Origin of the sequence: Micromonospora sp. WMMD734, from assembly GCF_049178975.1 — a bacterium.
Taxonomy (GTDB): domain Bacteria; phylum Actinomycetota; class Actinomycetes; order Mycobacteriales; family Micromonosporaceae; genus Micromonospora; species Micromonospora wenchangensis.
Genome location: NZ_JBMHMK010000001.1, coordinates 2,529,959 through 2,546,865 on the forward strand (window position 1 = coordinate 2,529,959; position 16,907 = coordinate 2,546,865).

Below are 16,907 nucleotides of genomic sequence, written 5' to 3' on the forward strand. Positions count from 1 at the left end.
GGTCACCCCCCGTCCTTCGGCTCGCCGCCCCGACGCCTGTCGTCGGCGCGTCGGGGTGGGCCCGCCGGGCCCCGCCCCTGCCGGGCCGGGCTGCCGAACCGTCCGGGCCGCTCCGCTCGGCGGGTGCCGCCACCCGTGCCGACGACGTGCAGCACCGCGCCACGTCGGGGATCCGCCACCACCCGTGCCGTCATCTCGGTCACCTCCGTACCCGTGCGCGGTCTGTCCGACCGCTGCCCCGTCGGGCCGTCGACCTGACCGGGGCGTGCTCCGGCCGCGGGCGCGGCCGGCACCGTCGAGGCTGCCCGTCAGTCGGGTGAGCCGCCCTCACCCGGCCGGGGTGAGGTACGGCCGCCTGGTCACCGGGCCGATGTGGCGGCATCGCCACGCGGGGATGCCGCTACACCGACTCCCCGGAGTCGATCAGCGGTGCGGGTTGGGCGTGGTGGCCGGTCGGCTGCCGGGTCAGGCGGCCCGCCGCTCCCGGGTCTGCTTGCAGCCGACGCAGGAGGTGGCGGACGGGAAGATCTCCAGCCGCTCCATCGGGATGGGCGCGGTGCAGCCCTCACAGAAGCCGTAGGTGCCCTCGTCCAGCCGGGTCAGCGCGTGCTCGAACTGGGCCCGTCGGTCGAGGATGGTGCGCAGCAGGGACTGGGCGGTGTCCCGCTCGGCGGTCTTGGTGCCGCTGTCGGCCTGGTCGTCGCCGGCGGTGTCACCGACCTCCACCAGCCGCAGCACCTGGCTCTGCGCGACCGCCTGCTCGTACTCCGCGGACAGCTCGTCGTAGCGGGCCCGCAGGGACGCCCGGATCTGGTCGGCCTCCGCCGTGGTGCGGGCGGTACCGACGGTGTCGTGGACGAGCATCGCTGCCTGCCTTTCCTGGGACCGGCGCGACCTGAGGGCACGCTCCGGGCTCGGCGGGCACGGTGAGATCATCCGTGCCGTGTGAGTCCGGCGATTACCCACCGGCACGTCCCGTCAAACCACCGGTTCCGTCACCGTCGTGGCGGGCGTACCGGGCCCTCCCACCGGCCCGTCCCGCCGGCCCGGTGCGGGTCCCGCCGGCACGGCGGCTTCAGCCGGCCCCGTCGGTCCGTTGCACCAGGGCCGGGTGCCGGGGGTCGTCGACGCGCACGACCACGTCGGCGAAGGACTGCGGGGCGACCTCGTCGGCGTACCTGGCGAAGGCGGGCAGGGTCCACCGCTGCGCCGGATCGGTACGCCGGGCCAGCGCGGCCGGCGAGAGCACCAGGTGCACGGCGACGTCGAACGGCAATCCCCCGCCGAGCAGGAGCGCCCCGCTGACCAGCAGCACCGTGCCGGGTGACAGCTCCCGGTAGGCCGCCCGGCTGGCCCGGTCGGTCTCGGCGTCCCACAGTGAGGGCAGCACCCGTCCGGTACCGCCGGGACCTGCCGGGTCGAGCACCTCCCGGCGCAGGCCGGCCTCGTCGATCCAGCCCTCGTAGTAGGCGTCGGGGTTGGTCCGGCCGAACTCGAAGCGGACGGAGGCGGGCCGCAGGAAGTCCCCCGCGCGCAGGTGCAACGCCGGGCGGCCCCCGGCGCGCAGCGGGTCGACCAGCGCGGCGGCGAGCCCGTCCGGGGCGGCGGCGGGGGGACCGTCCACCGCGACCCGCAGGTGGGCCGGCGGCGTGGCCCCGTCGACGGTCGGCCCGGACGCGACCGTGAGGAGCCGTTCGGTCAGCTCGGCGACGAGCCGGTCGGGTGAGATCGGACGGACACGCATCCGACCATCGTGCCCCGTCGGCCGACGACCGACCCCGGCGCACCCGCGGCGGTGTCCGCCCGGACACACCTGTCGGGTCGTCGTGCCGGGCCCGCCGTCGACCCGGGCTCCGGTCCGGTCGACGGGACTCGGGGCGACAAAATTCTTGCCCGACGGTGGCTCCGGGAGCGGATGAACCCGCTCGTGGCCGGCGCACGGCACGACGCAGGCGGTCCGGTGGGGCTGCCCGACGGCGGCCGGCGGGCGGTGGCGGCGGTCCGGTGGGGCTACCCGACGGCGGGCGTTGGCGGCGGCGGGCCCGACGGGTCAGCCGGTGCGGTCGACGGTGACCCGGGCGTCGTCGGCGAGCCGGTAGCCCACCCCGTAGACCGTGGTGACCAACGGGACGTCGACGCCGACCTTGCCGCGCAGCCGACGCACGTGCACGTCCACCGTGCGCACCCCGGCGTGCTCGTAGCCCCAGACGGCATTGAGAAGTTGCAGCCGGGTGAACACCCGACGGGGGTGGGCCACCAGGTGCAGCAGCAGGTCGAACTCCAGCCGGGTCAGCGGCAGCGGCTCGCCGTCGCGCAACACCGACCGGGAGGAGGCCAGGATGTGCAGCATCGGAATGGTGGCGGCGAGGGAACGCCCCGCCGTCCGGCCGGCCGGGACCTGGTCGGGTCGTCGTTCGGCGGGAACCCCGGTGGTGGCGATGGTGCCCTCGCCGCGTTCCAGCATCTCCCGGGCCGCCTCCAGCAACCGGCGGGCCGGCGCGGTGAGTGACTCCTCGCTGGCCAGCGGGATGGAGAGGGTCACGGTGAGCACAGGGGTGGCCGTGGTGGCCGGGCGTCGCTGACCGCCGGGAGGTCGACCGGGGACCGAGGGCTGGGACGTATGCCATCCGGCGCGCGACGATGCGGGGCTGACCGACATGGTCCTCCTTGGGCTGGGTCCGGGTATCTCCCCACGGCCCGGGACGCCGCTGCATCGATGCTTCCCGGCCCCTGGACGAGGGTCAAGGGGCGACCGCGTTGCATGAATGTGACAATTGACGAACAGTTCGCAGCCGATCCCTCGCTCTGCGTACGAGCCAGATGATTACAGCAGAAGCGTCGAAGTGCCCGGATACGGGGGTGCCCGCCGGTTGGATCACGGCCGGCACGCCGCGACGCACCCGGCTCGGGGCGGGCCGGGTGCGTCAGGGAATGGTCGCAAGGTCAGCGGAACCGGTCGATCCGGACCCTCGCCTCGTCGGCGAGCCGGTAGCCCACCCCGTACACGGTGGTCACCAGCGGGTTGTCCGCGCCGAGCTTGGCGCGCAACCGCCTGATGTGCACGTCCACGGTGCGGGCGACGGCGTGTTCGTAGCCCCAGACGTTGGCGAGCAGTTGCAGCCGGGTGAAGACCCGGTGCGGGTGCTCGGCCAGGAACAGCAGCAGGTCGAACTCGATGCGGGTGAGCGGGATCTCCCGGTCGCCCTGACGCACCACCCGGGTGCCGGCGGAGATCCGCAGGGTCTGCGGGTGTTCGTCGGTCGGCACGGGCTCCCCGGCCACCGGCGCCGGCCGCGGGGCCGGCAGCGACGACAGCAGGCGCGGTGCGGTCGGCTCGCTCAGCCGGACCACCCCCTCCCCCGCCTCGGCCAGTTCGCCGAGCAGGTCGACCAGACGGGCCAGCCGGGGCGTCAGCGGCCCGGCGGTCAGGTCGAGGGTGATGGTCAGCGAGGGCGTGGAGCGGGGCCGACCCGGCACCACCCGGTCGGGACGGCCCGGCGGGTGCGGACGCGCGGTGAGGGCGACGAGGGACATGGGAGCCTCCTGTGTGGCGGTGCGTCCGCCACGCCCGGTGGGGCGCGACGGTCAGTGTGGCGTCCGGCCGGCGGTCACCGGCGGCGCGAAGGACGGGGTGCGGTGCGACGGCGTCGGGCCCAGGGCCGGCAGCCCGGCGATCCGCCAGGCGACGAAGCCACCCACCACGTCGGTGGCCCGGTGCAGGCCGATGTCCTGCAACGCGGCGGCGGCCAGCGACGAGGTGTAACCCTCCTGGCAGATCACCAGCACCGGCAGGTCGTAGTCGACCGCCTCGGGCAGCCGGGCCGGGCACCGTGGGTCGAGCCGCCACTCCAGGACGTTGCGCTCGATCACCAGCGCGCCCGGCACGGTGCCGTGGGCGGCCCGCTGGGCCGCCGGCCGGATGTCGACCATGAGCGCCCCGCTCCGGTGGGCCAGGTGCGCCTGCTCGGGGTCGAGCCGACGCAGTCGGGTACGGGCCTCGGCGAGGATCTCGTCGATGCCGCGGGAACCCGGGGGTGGGGCCGGACAGCTCTCGGTGAGGGTGCAGTGCTGCGGCATCGTCGCGGTCCTTCCATGGGCGAGCCGGCGGGTGGGGGAATCGGGGGCGGGCGGCGTCACCAGGCGACGCCGGCCCGGGCGACCTCGGCGACCCGGAGTCGCCCGTCGACGAGGTGGTAGCGGGTCATGTGACGCAGCGCGGGCAGGTAGACGTGCACGCTGACCGCCGGCTGGTCGCCGCGGTTGGTCACCGTGTGCACGTGCCGGGGGCCGAACCGGCGACCGGACCCGGCGGCGAGGCGGTGCGGACGCAGCCGCCCACCGGAGACCGTCTGCTCGGTCAGCTCACCGGCGACGACCAGGAAGGCGCCCGAGGAACCGCCGTGGTCGTGCAGGTCGGTGCCCTGGCCGGGTAGCCAGCTCAACGCCCAGACCTCGTGGTCGTCGGCCGAGGCGAGCCGGGTGTACCACCGCTGCGTCGGGTCGAACCGCAGTGGCACCGCCCAGGTGGCCGGGTCGGCGTACCGGCCGGCGACGGTGAGCAGGTCGGTGGCGTGGATGCTGGTCATGTCTTCTCCCGTGTGGTGCGTCCCCCGACACTCTAGACTGCAAAGCCTATAGGTTTAGTAGGTAATACCGCATGCTGGGACACGCCTGGCGGCCGCTTCCCGTCACCGGCGGTGACAGGGGCACGGGCCTCTAGGCTGGGCGGATGACCGAGGAGTTCGACGCCGAGACGCTGGCCTTCGCCCACCGGATGTTCGACCTGGCCCGCGCGGGCGAGGCCACGGAACTCGGCGGCCACGTCGACGCTGGGCTGCCGGTGAACCTGACCAACGACAAGGGCGACACGCTGCTCATCCTGGCCGCCTACCACGCCCGTCCGGAGACCGTCGCCGCCCTGCTGGCCCGGGGCGCCGACCACACCCGGGTCAACGACCGAGGGCAGACCGCGCTCGCCGCGGCGGTGTTCCGGCGAAACACCGACGCGGTACGCGCCCTGCTCGACGCCGGAGCCGACCCCGACCACGGGACCCCGTCGGCGGTGGAGACGGCCCGGTTCTTCGACCTGCCCGAGATGGTCACCCTGCTCACCACCCGCCACGTGTGATCGACCCGCCGGAACCGATGGCGCGCCGTCCCCACGCCGGATGCCCTGGCGTCACCCGCCACCACGGGTCCTTCAGGCGGGCCCGTCGGTCGGCTTGACCGCCTCGATCAGGAAGCGTCGGGAGTGGGCCACGAAAGCGCCCTCGGCACGGATGTGCGCGTGCAGCCGTTCGAGCTGTGGGCGGTACCGGTCGACGTCGAAGTCCGGCACGGTCCAGACCACCTTGCGCAGGAACCAGACCACCGCGCCGACGTCGTGGAACACCGCCCGCAGGGTGGCCTGCTCCAGCCGCGCCACGTGCAGGCCGGCGGTCCGGGCGGCGGCCACCGCCTGCGCGGTGTGCCGGGTGGCCGGCGGCGGCAACGGGCCCAGCACCGCCTCGCTCAGCTCCCGCATGGTGCCGGCGCCGATCTGCTGGGACAGGTAGCGCCCGCCGGGGCGCAGCACCCGAGCGATCTCCGCCCACCCGGTGTCCACCGGATGCCTGCTGGTCACCAGGTCGAAGGCGGCCGCCCGGAACGGCAGCCGGGACCCGGGAGCGATCTGCACCACCCGGGCGCCGACCCGTCGCAGCGTACGCCGGGCGACCGCGACGTTGGGCGGCCACGCCTCGGTGGCGACCAGCAGCGGCGGCGGCTGGGGCAGCTCGGCGAGCACCTCGCCGCCGCCGGTGTCGATGTCCAGCGCGGCCGTGACCGTCGCCATCCGCGCGGCCACCTGACGGGCGTAGCCCCACGGTGGACGCTCCTCGGTGGCCCGACCGTCCAGCCAGGCGAAGCCCCAACCGTCGACGGGGGCGGCGGCGGCCTCGGCGATCAGCTCCGCACAGCTCGGCTCGACCATCCGTCCACCCTGCGGCAGGGCCGTTCGGCACGGCAACCCGTTTACCGCAGGGCGGCGCGGACCCCCGCGACCACCGCCGGACAGCGCGACGGTGGTAGGGGCGGGGCGCGATCAGGGGGCGGGGCGGAGGATCTCCACGGTGGAGCCGGCGGGCACACCGTCGAGGCTGTCGAAGCCGGTGGGCTCGCCTCGGCCGGACTCGAACTGGCGCATCAGCCGGGCACCCAACCCGACGCCCACCGCACCGACGAGCAGCGCGACCAGCTCGGTCACCAGCAGCACCCCGGTCGCACCGCGCTGCGGGGAATCCGCCCGGACCAGGCAGGACAGCAGGAAGAGCGCGGCCATGCCCGCGTTGACCATGTTGAAGGTGACCATGGTGCGACGGTGCGGCCCCGGCCGTACGTCCCACAGATCGATCATGCCAGCCACCCCGGCGAGCCCGGCGGCCACCAGCGCGGCGACCGCCGTCCAGTAGCCGACCTCGCCGAGGAACGCCGGACCGCCCGCCACGTCGGCGAGGTCGAAGACGGTGGCGCTGACGAAGAGCCCGAACGGGAACGTCACCAGCATCGGTTGGATGGGATGCCCCTGCACCCTCAGGCGGCTCTCCATCGTTTCCTCCCCGGAATCGGCTCAGCTCACCGGTCCAGGGTGCTACCCGGGGGTCGCTCCGACGAAACGGTCGGGCCGGGATTCGCGGGTCCGGGGAGAAACGACACCGTCGGCCGCGGGCGTCCGGGAACCAGGGTCGGCGACCTGGCGGCATCCTCACGGGTCGATGCCGCCAGGTCGGCCCGGGTGAGTGGCTCAACCGGACCGGAGACGGTCAGGACTCGCGGGGACGGGAGACGGTGGTGACCAGCCGTTCGGCCACCTCCCGCAGCGGGATGTCCAGCGAGGTCGCGGCGCTGCGCAGCACGTCGAGGGCCTCCGGGGCCGGGCAGCCCCGCTGGGTCATGATCACCCCGACGGCCTGGCCGACGACGTTCTCCCCGAGCAGCGCGCCGTCGCGTTCGCCGGCCCGCTCGGCCCGCCGGGCCCGGTCCCGCACGGCGGCCAGCAGCAACCCCGCGTGCTCGGCGAGCAGCATCGCGGTGAGCTGGTGCCGGGTGCCCAGCGTGCCGGGCCGGCCGGCGTACAGGTTGATCGAGCCGATCGCCCGCTCGTCGACGTCCACCGGGGCGGAGATCACCCCCCGGACGCCGAGCCGGCGGGCGCGGTCGGTCCAGGTCGGCCACCGCTGCTCGACCGCCAGGTCCGCCGCGATGATCATCTCGCGGCGGCGGATGGCGTCCATCGCGGGTGACTCCGCGCCGTGCCCCAGGTCATCCAGCTCGGCCAGCCGGGGGTCCGAGGCGGCCACCCCGGCGGGCTCACCGGCCCGCAGCGCGGTGAAACCGCACCAGAGCACCCCCGGGACGGCGTCCGCGGCGATCCGGACCAGCTCGGTCAGCGCCTCGTCGAAGTCGTCGACCGCGATCAGGCCCGCGGTCAGCTCCCGCAGCAGGGCGGCCGTTTCCAGTACCCCGAGCGTGTCGATGGTCAGCTCCCGCATGTCCAGGTTCACCGGCCTGCGGGCTCCGTCGTACCCCTGCCGACCGGCACCGGCGTCGTTGCCTGTGTCATCGTGATGATCTCTCTCCCGAGTCGTGGGCCCCGGGCTACTACCCTCGCAAAACCGGGTCGAAACCGCGTAAAGGGAACCCCTCCGGCACATCCCGCGCCGGAGGGGTTCCCGGGTCGCTCAGCGGGCGGCGGCGAGCCGACGGCCGACGGAGGCGATCAGCCGGTCCAGTTCCGAGCCGAACGGGTTGTCGTGCACCAGGTACGTCCAGGTGGCGCTGGGCCGCACCAGCTTGGCGGCGTCCGGCTCCCAGTCCTCGGCGAACTCGGTCTCCTCGAAGGTCGCCAGGGTGCGCGTCTCGATCTCGGGGATGAGGTTGGTGAACGCCGGCACCGCCGCCCGGTGGAACTCGTCGAGCGGGTCGAGCCGGCCCAGCGCCCGCAGGTGCACGCCCTCGCGGACCTCGGACAACTCGGCCAGGTGTTCCGCCCAGAGCCGGTCGGTGTGGTAGAGCGCGATGGAGCGGGCCACCCGGGCCAGCAGGTCCTCGTCCATCTCGCCGGCCTTGTCGGGCATCCGGTCGAGCAGCATCAGCGCCGCCACGTCCGAGGTGAGCAGCCGCTCCCGGCGCTCGGCCAGGGCGATCCGCTGCTGCTCGATGACCACGCTGTAGCGCCAGGTGTTGCGGTGGATCTCGTGGTTGACGCCCTCGGCGACCCGCTGGGCGTGCTCCACCGCGTAGTCGACCTGCTCGTCGGTGACCAGACCGTCGGCGTTCATCCGGGGCGAGGCCGGGACGGTCTCGCCGGCATGCCGCACGACCAGGTCGTCCTCCAGGCTGACGAAGAAGACCGAACCGCCCGGGTCGCCCTGCCGGCCGGCCCGGCCACGCAGCTGGTCGTCGACCCGGCGGCTGTCGTGCCGGCCGCTGCCGATCACGTAGAGGCCGCCGAGTTCGGCGACCCGCTCCTGGTCGACCTGCTCGCTGCCGCCGAGCCGGATGTCCACGCCCCGGCCGGCCATCTGGGTGGAGACGGTCACCGCGCCGTACGCGCCGGCCTCGGCGATGATCGCCGCCTCCTCGTCGTCGTTCTTGGCGTTGAGCACCACGCACGGCACCCCGGCAGCCTGGAGGCCGGCGGCGAGCCCCTCGGACTCCTTCACGTCGAGGGTGCCGACCAGCACCGGACGGCCCGCCTCGTGGCAGCGCCGGATCTCGTCGATCAGCGCCTCCTCCTTCTCGGCCCGGGTCGCGTAGATCCGGTCCGGCTCGTCCTCCCGGACGCAGGGGGTGTTCGGCGGGATGACCGCCACCTCCAGGCCGAAGAACTCCCGGAGCTGGTCGCCGACCAGCACCGCGGTCGCCGTCATGCCGCACAGCTTGGGGTAGAGCGCGATGTACGCCTGCACGGCGATGGTGCCCAGCACCTCGCCCTCGGCGGTGGCGTCCAGCCCCTCCTTCGCCTCCACGGCGGCCTGCAGGCCGTCGGGCCAGCGGCGACGCTGGGCGACCCGGCCGCGCATCTCGTCGATCAGCTCCACCGAGCCGTCCCGCACGATGTAGTCGACGTCGCGGTGCAGCAGGGCGTGCGCGTGCAGCGCCACGTTCACCGCGGAGAGCTGGCCGACGTGCTCGGTGTCGTACAGGTCGATGCCGCCCAGCTTGGCCTCGACGGCGGCCAGGCCCTCGGTGGTGAAGGCGACGCTGCGACCGTCCTCGGCGACCGTGTAGTGCCGGCCCTTGCGCAGGCCGCGCACCAGCGCGGCGGAGGCGTGCACCGGGTCCTGTTCGCCGGCGGTCGAGCCGGCCAGCACCATCGGCACCCGGGCCTCGTCGATCAGGATCGAGTCGGCCTCGTCGACGATGGCGGTGGCCAGCGGCGGCTGGACCCGGTCGGCGATGTCGGTGACGAGTTGGTCGCGGAGGAAGTCGAAACCGGCCTCGCTGACCGAGACGTAGGTGACGTCGCAGCCGTACGCCTCCCGCCGCTCGGCCGGGGTGGACGCCTCGTTGACCCAGCCCACGCTCAGCCCGAGCAGCCGGTAGACAGGCGTCATCCACTCGGCGTCCCGGCGGGCCAGGTAGTCGTTGACGGTGAGCACGTGCACCGGGCCGTTGCCCAGGCGGACGTGCCCGTAGGCGGCGACGGTGGCGGTCAGCGTCTTGCCCTCACCGGTGGCCATCTCGGCGACCTTGCCCGACAGCAGCGCCATCGCGCCCAGCAGCTGCACGTCGTACGGCCGCTGGTCGAGGCCCCGGCGGGCGGCCTCGCGGCCGACGGCGCAGATGTCCACGTACTCCGTCGCGGCACCGGCGGCCTCGGTCAGCGCCTCGTCGTCCAGCGCCGACAGCTCGTCCTCGCGCGCGGCGATCCGCGGCAGCAGCTTCTCCAGGGGAGCCAGGTCGACCGTCGTCCCCGGGCGTTGGAGGAACCGGCGGAACCTGCTCTTCAACCGTTGCGACACACCCATGAGCGGCAACGGTACGCGAACCCGGGCGGAAAAGGCTGCCCGGTCCGCACGTTGCGATCCCGCTGTCCGGTTCCCGGCCCATCCGGGCAGGTCAGCGAGGTGCGGCGACGGCCCACCGGAAGGTGGCGGGCAGCTGGTCGACCGGGACGCAGGCTGACGGTCGTCGATGATCAGCCAGGCCAGCCCCGCGGGCGCGGGGAGGCGGGCGATCGCGCCGCCGGTCGGGCCCGGCGGGCCATCACCGCCGCGTGCGCGGGGATGCAGAATTACCGAGCTGGGGCGCTATAGATCAACTTCCTGGATGCACGTCACCGTGCCGCACGAGCCGACTCCCACCGGCTCGCGAAGTCGACGAAGCCGCGCCACGCCGCCAGGGTGAACGCGAGCACCCCGCCGTCCCGGTCCTTGGTGTCCCGCACCAGGACGGCACCGGGCAGGTTGCCCGCGACCTCGACACAGTTGCCGCCGTTGCCGCCGCTCTTCGTGCTCTTGTGCCACCGCGCAGCGGTCAGGTCCATGATGCAGCCGCTTCTCTCAGGAGATCCAAAGTCCGTCCACGAGGGAGCGCCTCCCCACGGATACGCTCCCACCGCCGTTCAAGGTTAACAAGGTCAGAGGGCTTGTCCAGAATCTGCGCCTGCGCCGGACCATCGACATGCGCCACTCTCGCCCCCTCCGGCAGGTCGGCGATCACGAACGGCCCGTCGAGCCCCGGGTAGCTCGGCGCGTCGGCCGGGACGACGTGCAGCTGCACGTTCGGCAGCTCGGCACAGGCGAGAAGGTGCCCGAGCTGGGCTGCCATCAGCGCCCGACTGCCACCGACCCGTCGACGCAGGACGCCCTCGTCCAGGACGGCGACCAGCAGGGGACTGCGCTCACGGTGCAGGATCGCCTGTCGACCGAGCCGCGCGTCGGTCAGGTCGTCCATCGCCTCGGCCGTCAGCGTTCCGCCGGTCAGCGTCGCCCGCGCGTACGCCTCGGTCTGGAGCAGGCCGGGCACCCAGGCCAGCTCAAAAGCCCGTAAGGTCGTGGCTTCCCGCTCGATGTCGACCCAGGGCCGGAACCAGACCGGCTCGCGCCGCTTGACGATGTCCGGCCAGAGGGCATCGACATCGCGCTCCAGCAGTTCTGCGACGGTGGCCCGGTGGCGACTCTGCGGAATGTGCCCAGGATTTGCCCACCGGGCGACGGTCTTCGGATGCAGACCGAGCTTGCCGGCGAGACTCTCGGCCGTGTAGCCCGCCTCGGTGATCGCCTTGGCCTGGCCGCCCCCACCTGCCGCCCCTTCACCGCAGTGATCAAGAGGTTTACGTCAAGAATCCGTTCCACCATGACGTAAACCTCTTGATCACCGGGGCGAGGCGGGCGGGGCGAGGCCGTCGGGATGGTCAGGCGGTGAGGACGACCTGGAGTTCCTGACGGCGACGTTCGGCCAGGTCGGTGAGGAGGGTGGGTGCCTGCGCGAACGGGACCACGGCCGAGACCAGGTGGGTGCGGATCAGGTCGCCGTACCGGCGCAGCAGGTCGATCGTCTCGGCGGAGAGGCGTTCCCGGTCCCAGGTGGGGGCGAGACCCCGGGGCACCCGGCCGATCTGCGCGCAGCGCAGCGACAGCCCGTTGTGGTGGAACTCCTCACCGAGCCGGACGGCGTCCGCGCCGCCCTGGTAGAACGCCAGGTCGATCACGGTGCCCTGGGGGCGCAGCAGGCGCAGCGCCAGGTGCAGCGCCCAGTCCTGACCCCGGCACTGGAACACCACGTCGGCGCCCCGGTCCCCGGCGCTGTGGTGCCACCTGGTCTTGAGCACGACGGCGGGGTCGTCGGCGTCCGGGTCCAGGGTCTCCAGACCGAGTGCCTCGGCGACCTGGCGGCGCTGCGGCGTCGGGTCGACCACCACCACCGAGGCGGCACCGTGCTGCCTGGCGAACAGGGCGGTGAGCAGGGCGACCACGCCGCTGCCGACCACCGCGACCCGTCGGCCGCGCACCCCGTCGCCGAGCGAGCGGACGTCGGTGCCGTACAGGTCGGCGGCGGCGTGCAGCAGCCCGTTGGCGCAGATCGGCCCCATGTGCGCCACGTAGACGCCGAGCAGCGGATCGAGATCGTCGGGCAGCGGCACGAACCGTTCGGCCAGCGGGTCGGCGACGTACCCGGTGCGGTGGCCGTAGGTCATCGCACCGACGGTGCCGACGGCGATCGCCGGGGTGCGGCTCTGCACCACCTCGGCGACCTGCATGTAGCCGAGCCGGGTGACCGGGTACGGCGTGCTGGCCGTCCCGGGCCGGAAGAGGCCGAGGCCGGTGTCGAAGGTGACGTTGAGGTAGGGGTTGGTGCCCTTGACGAAGCTCAGCTCGGTGCCGGCAGAGATGCCGCTGTAGCGGGTCCGCACCCGGACCGTGCCGTCGCGCAGCTCACCGGCCTCCTGTTCGGCCAGCTCGACCCGTCCCGGGCCGCTGACCACCACCACCGTGTCACGCATCGGCGGCCGTGCCCACGGGTGTCGCCGGCACGCCGCCGGCCACCGGCGTGAGCGCGGCCGGGCCGGTGGGCAGGGTGACGGGGCGACCGGTGCGGGCGCTCTGTGCGAGCGCGACCGCCAGTCGTTGGGTGCGCAGCGCCTCCGCGTACGGCACCCGGATGTCGTCGCCGACCCCGGCGACCGCGTCGACGAAGGCCCGGTCGACGGCGCTCCGGGCGGCGTCGGGGTCGGCCGGGAGGTGGCGTTCCCCGTCAGCGTCCCGGACGGTCAGGCCGTCCTCGGTCAGCGCCAGGGCCAGCCCGTCGGCGAGGATCTCCAGCCCGGCCCGGTGCTTCCAACCGAGCACGCAGGCGGCGGCGAGGGTGCCCACCGCGCCGGAGGCGAAGCGCAGCGTGGCGGCGGTCACCGAGTCGATGTCGGCGTCGTCGACCGGGGGCGGGTTGCCGTCGCCGTAGGCGGTCACCTCGACGGCCTCGCCGACCAGCGCCCGGGTCAGGTCCAGCACGTGGGCGGCCTGCTCGACCACCGGGCCGCCGGAGCGGTCCCGCACCGGCCACCAGGCCACCGGGGGCACCTTGTCCAGCCAGGCCCCGTTGACCATCCGCACCTGACGGTCGGCGAGCAGTTCCCGGGCCCGCGCCACCACGTGCAGGTAGCGCCAGTGGTGTCCGACGGCGGTGAGCAACCGCCGCTGCTCGACCAGGGCGGCGATCCGTTCGGCGGTGTCCAGGTCGACCGCGACCGGCTTCTCCACGAACATCGGCACCCCGGCGGCGATGACGGCCTCCTCCACCGGCCCGTGGGCGAACGGCGGCACGCAGACGTAGACCGCGTCGGGGCCGGCGGCCAGCAGGTCGTCGACGTCGGCGAAGGCCCGGGTCGAGTGCGTGTCGGCCAGCCGGGCGGCGGCCGACCGGGTCACGTCGGTGACCCCGACCAGTTCGACGTCGGCGAAACTCCCCAGCACGCGGGCGTGACGGTGCGCCACCCCACCGGCCCCGACCAGCCCCACCCGACACGTACGCATACCTGGCCCTCTCGACGCGGTCACCACCACCGCGCACAGCACTGCCCCGGCGCGGCGGGGCCAAACCCGGCGGTCACCGCAACACAGCGTTCATCTGCCGGGAACCAGCCGGTGGAGCCGCCGTGATCAAGCTGTTAGGCAATATCCAGTTAACGAATGTGCAGAGACGGGAAAACCAAGTCTGCGTTTTCCGCCATGGATCTGGGGGTTTGCCAGTGCGGGACACAGAACCGATCGTCTCCCCTGTCGTGGAGGCATGGGCCACCTACCGGACGACGTCGGCGCAGGACTGGCCCACGCGACGGCTGATCAGAGCCAAGGGGGAGAACCGGGTCAGCGTGGTGCTGCCCGCCCGCAACGAGGAAGCCACCGTCGGGGCGATCGTCTCGACGATCCGGGAACACCTGATGGACCGGGTCCCCCTGGTCGACGAGCTGATCGTGGTCGACTCCCGGTCGACCGACCGCACCGCGCAGGTCGCCCGGGCCGCCGGCGCGGAGGTGGTCGGCCAGGACGAGATGACCCGGGGCCTGCCCCGGCTGACCGGCAAGGGCGACGCGCTCTGGGCCGGGCTGGCCGCCGCCGAGGGCGACATCGTCGCGTTCGTCGACGCCGACCTGCGGGAGTTCCGGCCGCACTTCGTGACCGGCCTGATCGGCCCGCTGCTGGTCGACCCGTCGGTGGAGTTCGTGAAGGGCTTCTACCACCGGCCGCTGGTCGGCACGACCAGCGTCGAGACCGACGGTGGCGGGCGGGTGACGGAGCTGATGGCCCGGCCACTGCTGAACCTGTTCTGGCCGGAGCTGGCCGGTTTCGTGCAGCCCCTCGCGGGCGAGTACGCCGGTCGGCGCGAGGTGCTGGAGCGGGTGCCGTTCGTCACCGGTTACGGGGTCGAGACGGCCATGCTGATCGACCTGCTGGAACTTGTCGGCCTGGACGCGTTGGCCCAGGTCGACCTGGGCGAGCGCAAGCACCGGCACCAGGACACCGCGGCCCTGGGCCGGATGTCCGCGCAGATCATGCACACCGCCTGGGCGCGGTTGCAGCGGCGGGGCTGGGCCGCCCCGGGCACCCACCCCGGCACCCTGCTGACCCAGTTCCGTCGGGGCGGCTCGGAGGCACTGCCGAATCTCGACCGGGAGGTCGTCGTCAACGACGTCTCGGTGCAGGAACGCCCGCCCCTGGCCGAGCTGCGGCCCCGGCTGCCGCGTCGGCGGGTGGCCGCGTGACGACGCGCCGCACCGGCGGCGACGTCACCCGACGCGCGGGGTCGAGACCCGCCCGGGACCCGGTCCGTCCCGAGAGGAAGTCCCGACCATGAGCCTCACCGTGCTGATGAACGCCGGCCCGTGGCTGTCCGTGCCGCCACCCGGCTACGGCGGCATCGAGAACGTCGTCGCCACCCTGGTGCCGGAGCTGCGCCGGCTCGGGGTGAAGGTCGTGCTGGCCTCGGTCGGATCGAGCACCCTGCCGGTGGACGAGAAGTTCTCGGTCTATGCCGACGGGCAGTTCGCGGCGCTGCAACGGCCGTACAACCAGGTGTGCGGGGTGTCCCAGGCGCACCTGGCCGGGGTGGTCCGGCAGGTGCACGGCCGCGACGACATCGACCTGGTGCACGACCACGTGGAGGCGGTCGGGCTGGCCACCTTGACGGCGATGGGGCCGGCCGCCCCGCCGGTGCTGCACACCCTGCACTGGGACCTGGCCAAGCACCCCGAGCTGTACGGCACCCTCGACGGCGGGACACGGGTACGGGTCAACGGGGTCTCCGCCGCCCAGCTGGCCCGCGCCCCCCGGGCGCTACGGGAGCACGCCGTCGGGCACGTGCACCTGGCCACCCCGCTGGCGGTGCACGCCGACCGGACGCCCCGGCCGGTGAAGGGCGACTACACGGTCATCCTGGGCCGGATCAACCCGGGCAAGGGGCAGGACGTCGGCGTCCGGCTGGCCCGGCGTACGGGGGTGCCGCTGGTGCTCGCCGGCCCGGTCGGGCCCTACCACCGGCCGGCGGACCTGGCGGCGGCGGGCGACGGGGCCCGGCAGAACCCGGACGTGCGGTTCTTCCACGACGAGGTCGCCCCGCACCTCGACGGCGACCTGGTCCGCTGGGTCGGCACGGTCGCCGGCCGGGAGCGCGACGACCTGCTGGCCGGGGCGCGGGCGTCGCTGTTCCCGCTGCGCTGGGAGGAGCCCGGCGGGACGGCCGTGGTGGAGTCGCTGGCGCTGGGCACGCCGGTGGTGGCGACCGCCCGGGGCTGCCTGCCCGAACTGGTCGAGCACGGGCGTACCGGACTGCTCACCGACGACGAGGACGAACTGGGTGAGCTGCTGCTGGCGGCGCGGCGACTCGACCCGGACGAGTGCCGGCGGGAGGCCGCCGAGCGGTTCACCCCGGCGGTGATGGCGCGGCGGTACGTCGCCCTCTACGAGACGGTCCGCGCCGCGGCCCGGAAACCGCAGCTCCAGGCGGCCTGAGCCACCCGCCCCGACCGGGCCCGGACCGTCACGGTCCGGGCCCGGTTTCGGTCCACCGGGCCGCGGGTACCTGGCGGTTCTCCCCAGCACCACGAGCGGAATCGAGGGGCCGATGGTCAGCCGGATCACCTGCGAGGTCAGCGACGAGTCACCGGTGACCGTCGTACGCCTCGCCGGCGCGCTCGACCTGGGCACCATGCGCGCCGTGCACACCGTGTTGGACCGCTGCCTGACCACGCTGCCCGACGCGCTGGTGGTCGACCTGGGCCGGGTGACCGTGGCCGACCGGCTGGCGCTGTCGGTGTTCGCCGCCACCGCCCGGCAGGCCGCCGACTGGCCGGCCGTGCCGATGGTGCTCTGCTCTCCCCCGCCGGATGCCGCCGCCTGGCTGGCCACCTCCACCACCTGCCGGGTGGTGCCGGTGCGGCAGGACTGCGCGGAGGCGACCCGGTGGGCCGGGGCGACCGCCGCGCCCCGGCTGCGGGCCCGGTTGGAGCCGGTGGCGGGGGCCTGCCGGCGGGCCCGTGAGCTGGTCGGCGACGCGTGTTCCCGGTGGAACGTGCCGCACCTGGTGGAGCCGGCGTCGCTGGTGCTCAGCGAGCTGGTCGGCAACGTGGTCCGGCACGCCCACACCCCGATGCGGATCACCTTGACCCTGCACCAGCCGTACCTGCGGGTGGCCGTGGCCGACGGCAGCCGGACGGCGGCGCGGGCGGCCAGCCCGGACCTGTCCGCCGAGGGCGGCCGGGGGCTGCTGCTGATCCGGGAGATGGCGCAGCGCTGGGGCAGTTCCCCGCTGGCCGACGGCAAGGTGGTGTGGGCACTCCTGCCGGCGAATTGACCGAAATTCCCCCTGTCGCCTGGTTACATGGGCGGAGGGCGGGTAGTCGCGCCCGTCCTTTCTGTCGTCACGACGGG

The 16,907-nt window shown here is 73.9% G+C and carries 19 protein-coding genes; 4 read left to right on the forward strand and 15 right to left on the reverse strand.

Translation table 11 applies throughout. The features are described 5' to 3' along the window. Positions 1-2 precede the first annotated feature (2 nt). The 7 genes from ACN267_RS10710 to ACN267_RS10740 all read right to left on the reverse strand — a co-directional run bounded on the left by ACN267_RS10710 (position 3) and on the right by ACN267_RS10740 (position 4,586). Positions 3-194, reverse strand: a complete 192-nt coding sequence (locus tag ACN267_RS10710) for a hypothetical protein (protein ID WP_421488540.1) — start codon at positions 192-194, stop codon at positions 3-5. Between the two features lie 271 nt (positions 195-465). Then, positions 466-864, reverse strand: coding sequence for a TraR/DksA family transcriptional regulator (locus ACN267_RS10715; protein WP_421488541.1), 399 nt, complete (start codon positions 862-864; stop codon positions 466-468). Between the two features lie 211 nt (positions 865-1,075). Further along, the gene (locus ACN267_RS10720; RefSeq protein ID WP_421488542.1) at positions 1,076-1,744 is read right to left on the reverse strand and encodes a uridine kinase; all 669 of its coding nucleotides are present in this window, start codon (positions 1,742-1,744) and stop codon (positions 1,076-1,078) included. A 306-nt stretch (positions 1,745-2,050) separates the two neighbouring features. After that, entirely contained in the window at positions 2,051-2,659 is a 609-nt protein-coding gene (locus ACN267_RS10725; RefSeq protein ID WP_204960277.1) for a winged helix-turn-helix domain-containing protein, read from the reverse strand. 284 nt (positions 2,660-2,943) lie between these two features. Next, positions 2,944-3,534: a winged helix-turn-helix domain-containing protein gene (locus ACN267_RS10730; protein ID WP_204960278.1), complete on the reverse strand. Its 591-nt coding sequence runs from the start codon at positions 3,532-3,534 to the stop codon at positions 2,944-2,946. Positions 3,535-3,585: 51 nt separating this feature from the next. Beyond that, positions 3,586-4,077 carry a rhodanese-like domain-containing protein gene (locus tag ACN267_RS10735; protein WP_204960279.1) on the reverse strand — a complete coding sequence of 164 codons (492 nt, stop codon included), beginning with the start codon at positions 4,075-4,077 and terminating at the stop codon, positions 3,586-3,588. A gap of 56 nt (positions 4,078-4,133) precedes the next feature. Continuing rightward, on the reverse strand, positions 4,134-4,586 hold the full coding sequence (locus ACN267_RS10740; protein ID WP_281898109.1) for a cysteine dioxygenase: 453 nt from the start codon (positions 4,584-4,586) through the stop codon (positions 4,134-4,136). A 143-nt stretch (positions 4,587-4,729) separates the two neighbouring features. On the opposite strand from ACN267_RS10740, the gene ACN267_RS10745 reads away from it, so the two are divergent. Continuing rightward, positions 4,730-5,128, forward strand: a complete 399-nt coding sequence (locus ACN267_RS10745) for an ankyrin repeat domain-containing protein (RefSeq protein ID WP_204960281.1) — start codon at positions 4,730-4,732, stop codon at positions 5,126-5,128. A 72-nt stretch (positions 5,129-5,200) separates the two neighbouring features. On the opposite strand, the gene ACN267_RS10750 is transcribed toward ACN267_RS10745, so the two are convergent. The 8 genes from ACN267_RS10750 to ACN267_RS10785 all read right to left on the reverse strand — a co-directional run bounded on the left by ACN267_RS10750 (position 5,201) and on the right by ACN267_RS10785 (position 13,514). Continuing rightward, positions 5,201-5,971 (reverse strand): class I SAM-dependent methyltransferase, encoded by a 771-nt coding sequence (locus ACN267_RS10750; protein ID WP_421488543.1) that lies wholly within the window; start codon positions 5,969-5,971, stop codon positions 5,201-5,203. Positions 5,972-6,082: 111 nt separating this feature from the next. Next, on the reverse strand, positions 6,083-6,586 hold the full coding sequence (locus ACN267_RS10755; RefSeq protein ID WP_204960283.1) for a DUF2231 domain-containing protein: 504 nt from the start codon (positions 6,584-6,586) through the stop codon (positions 6,083-6,085). Positions 6,587-6,800: 214 nt separating this feature from the next. Beyond that, positions 6,801-7,541, reverse strand: a complete 741-nt coding sequence (locus ACN267_RS10760) for a GAF and ANTAR domain-containing protein (RefSeq protein WP_421488544.1) — start codon at positions 7,539-7,541, stop codon at positions 6,801-6,803. Positions 7,542-7,718: 177 nt separating this feature from the next. Beyond that, positions 7,719-10,010, reverse strand: a complete 2,292-nt coding sequence (gene secA2, locus ACN267_RS10765; RefSeq protein WP_421488545.1) for an accessory Sec system translocase SecA2 — start codon at positions 10,008-10,010, stop codon at positions 7,719-7,721. A gap of 308 nt (positions 10,011-10,318) precedes the next feature. After that, the gene (locus ACN267_RS10770; protein ID WP_421488546.1) at positions 10,319-10,528 is read right to left on the reverse strand and encodes a DUF397 domain-containing protein; all 210 of its coding nucleotides are present in this window, start codon (positions 10,526-10,528) and stop codon (positions 10,319-10,321) included. Further along, positions 10,519-11,262, reverse strand: coding sequence for a DUF5753 domain-containing protein (locus ACN267_RS10775; RefSeq protein ID WP_281903082.1), 744 nt, complete (start codon positions 11,260-11,262; stop codon positions 10,519-10,521). Before ACN267_RS10775 ends, ACN267_RS10770 begins: the two co-directional genes overlap by 10 nt. Before the next feature lie 136 nt (positions 11,263-11,398). Beyond that, positions 11,399-12,487: a zinc-dependent alcohol dehydrogenase gene (locus tag ACN267_RS10780; RefSeq protein ID WP_421488547.1), complete on the reverse strand. Its 1,089-nt coding sequence runs from the start codon at positions 12,485-12,487 to the stop codon at positions 11,399-11,401. Further along, a complete protein-coding gene (locus tag ACN267_RS10785) occupies positions 12,480-13,514 on the reverse strand; it encodes a Gfo/Idh/MocA family protein (protein WP_421488548.1) in 1,035 nt (344 codons plus the stop codon). Before ACN267_RS10785 ends, ACN267_RS10780 begins: the two co-directional genes overlap by 8 nt. A 248-nt stretch (positions 13,515-13,762) precedes the next feature. Between ACN267_RS10785 and ACN267_RS10790 the strand changes: the two genes are divergently transcribed. From ACN267_RS10790 to ACN267_RS10800, 3 genes are all read left to right on the forward strand, one after another. Continuing rightward, positions 13,763-14,743, forward strand: coding sequence for a glucosyl-3-phosphoglycerate synthase (locus ACN267_RS10790; protein WP_281903084.1), 981 nt, complete (start codon positions 13,763-13,765; stop codon positions 14,741-14,743). 88 nt (positions 14,744-14,831) lie between these two features. Next, entirely contained in the window at positions 14,832-15,989 is a 1,158-nt protein-coding gene (locus ACN267_RS10795) for a glycosyltransferase (protein WP_421488549.1), read from the forward strand. Between the two features lie 112 nt (positions 15,990-16,101). Beyond that, entirely contained in the window at positions 16,102-16,830 is a 729-nt protein-coding gene (locus tag ACN267_RS10800; protein ID WP_281898123.1) for an ATP-binding protein, read from the forward strand. Positions 16,831-16,907: the final 77 nt, after the last annotated feature.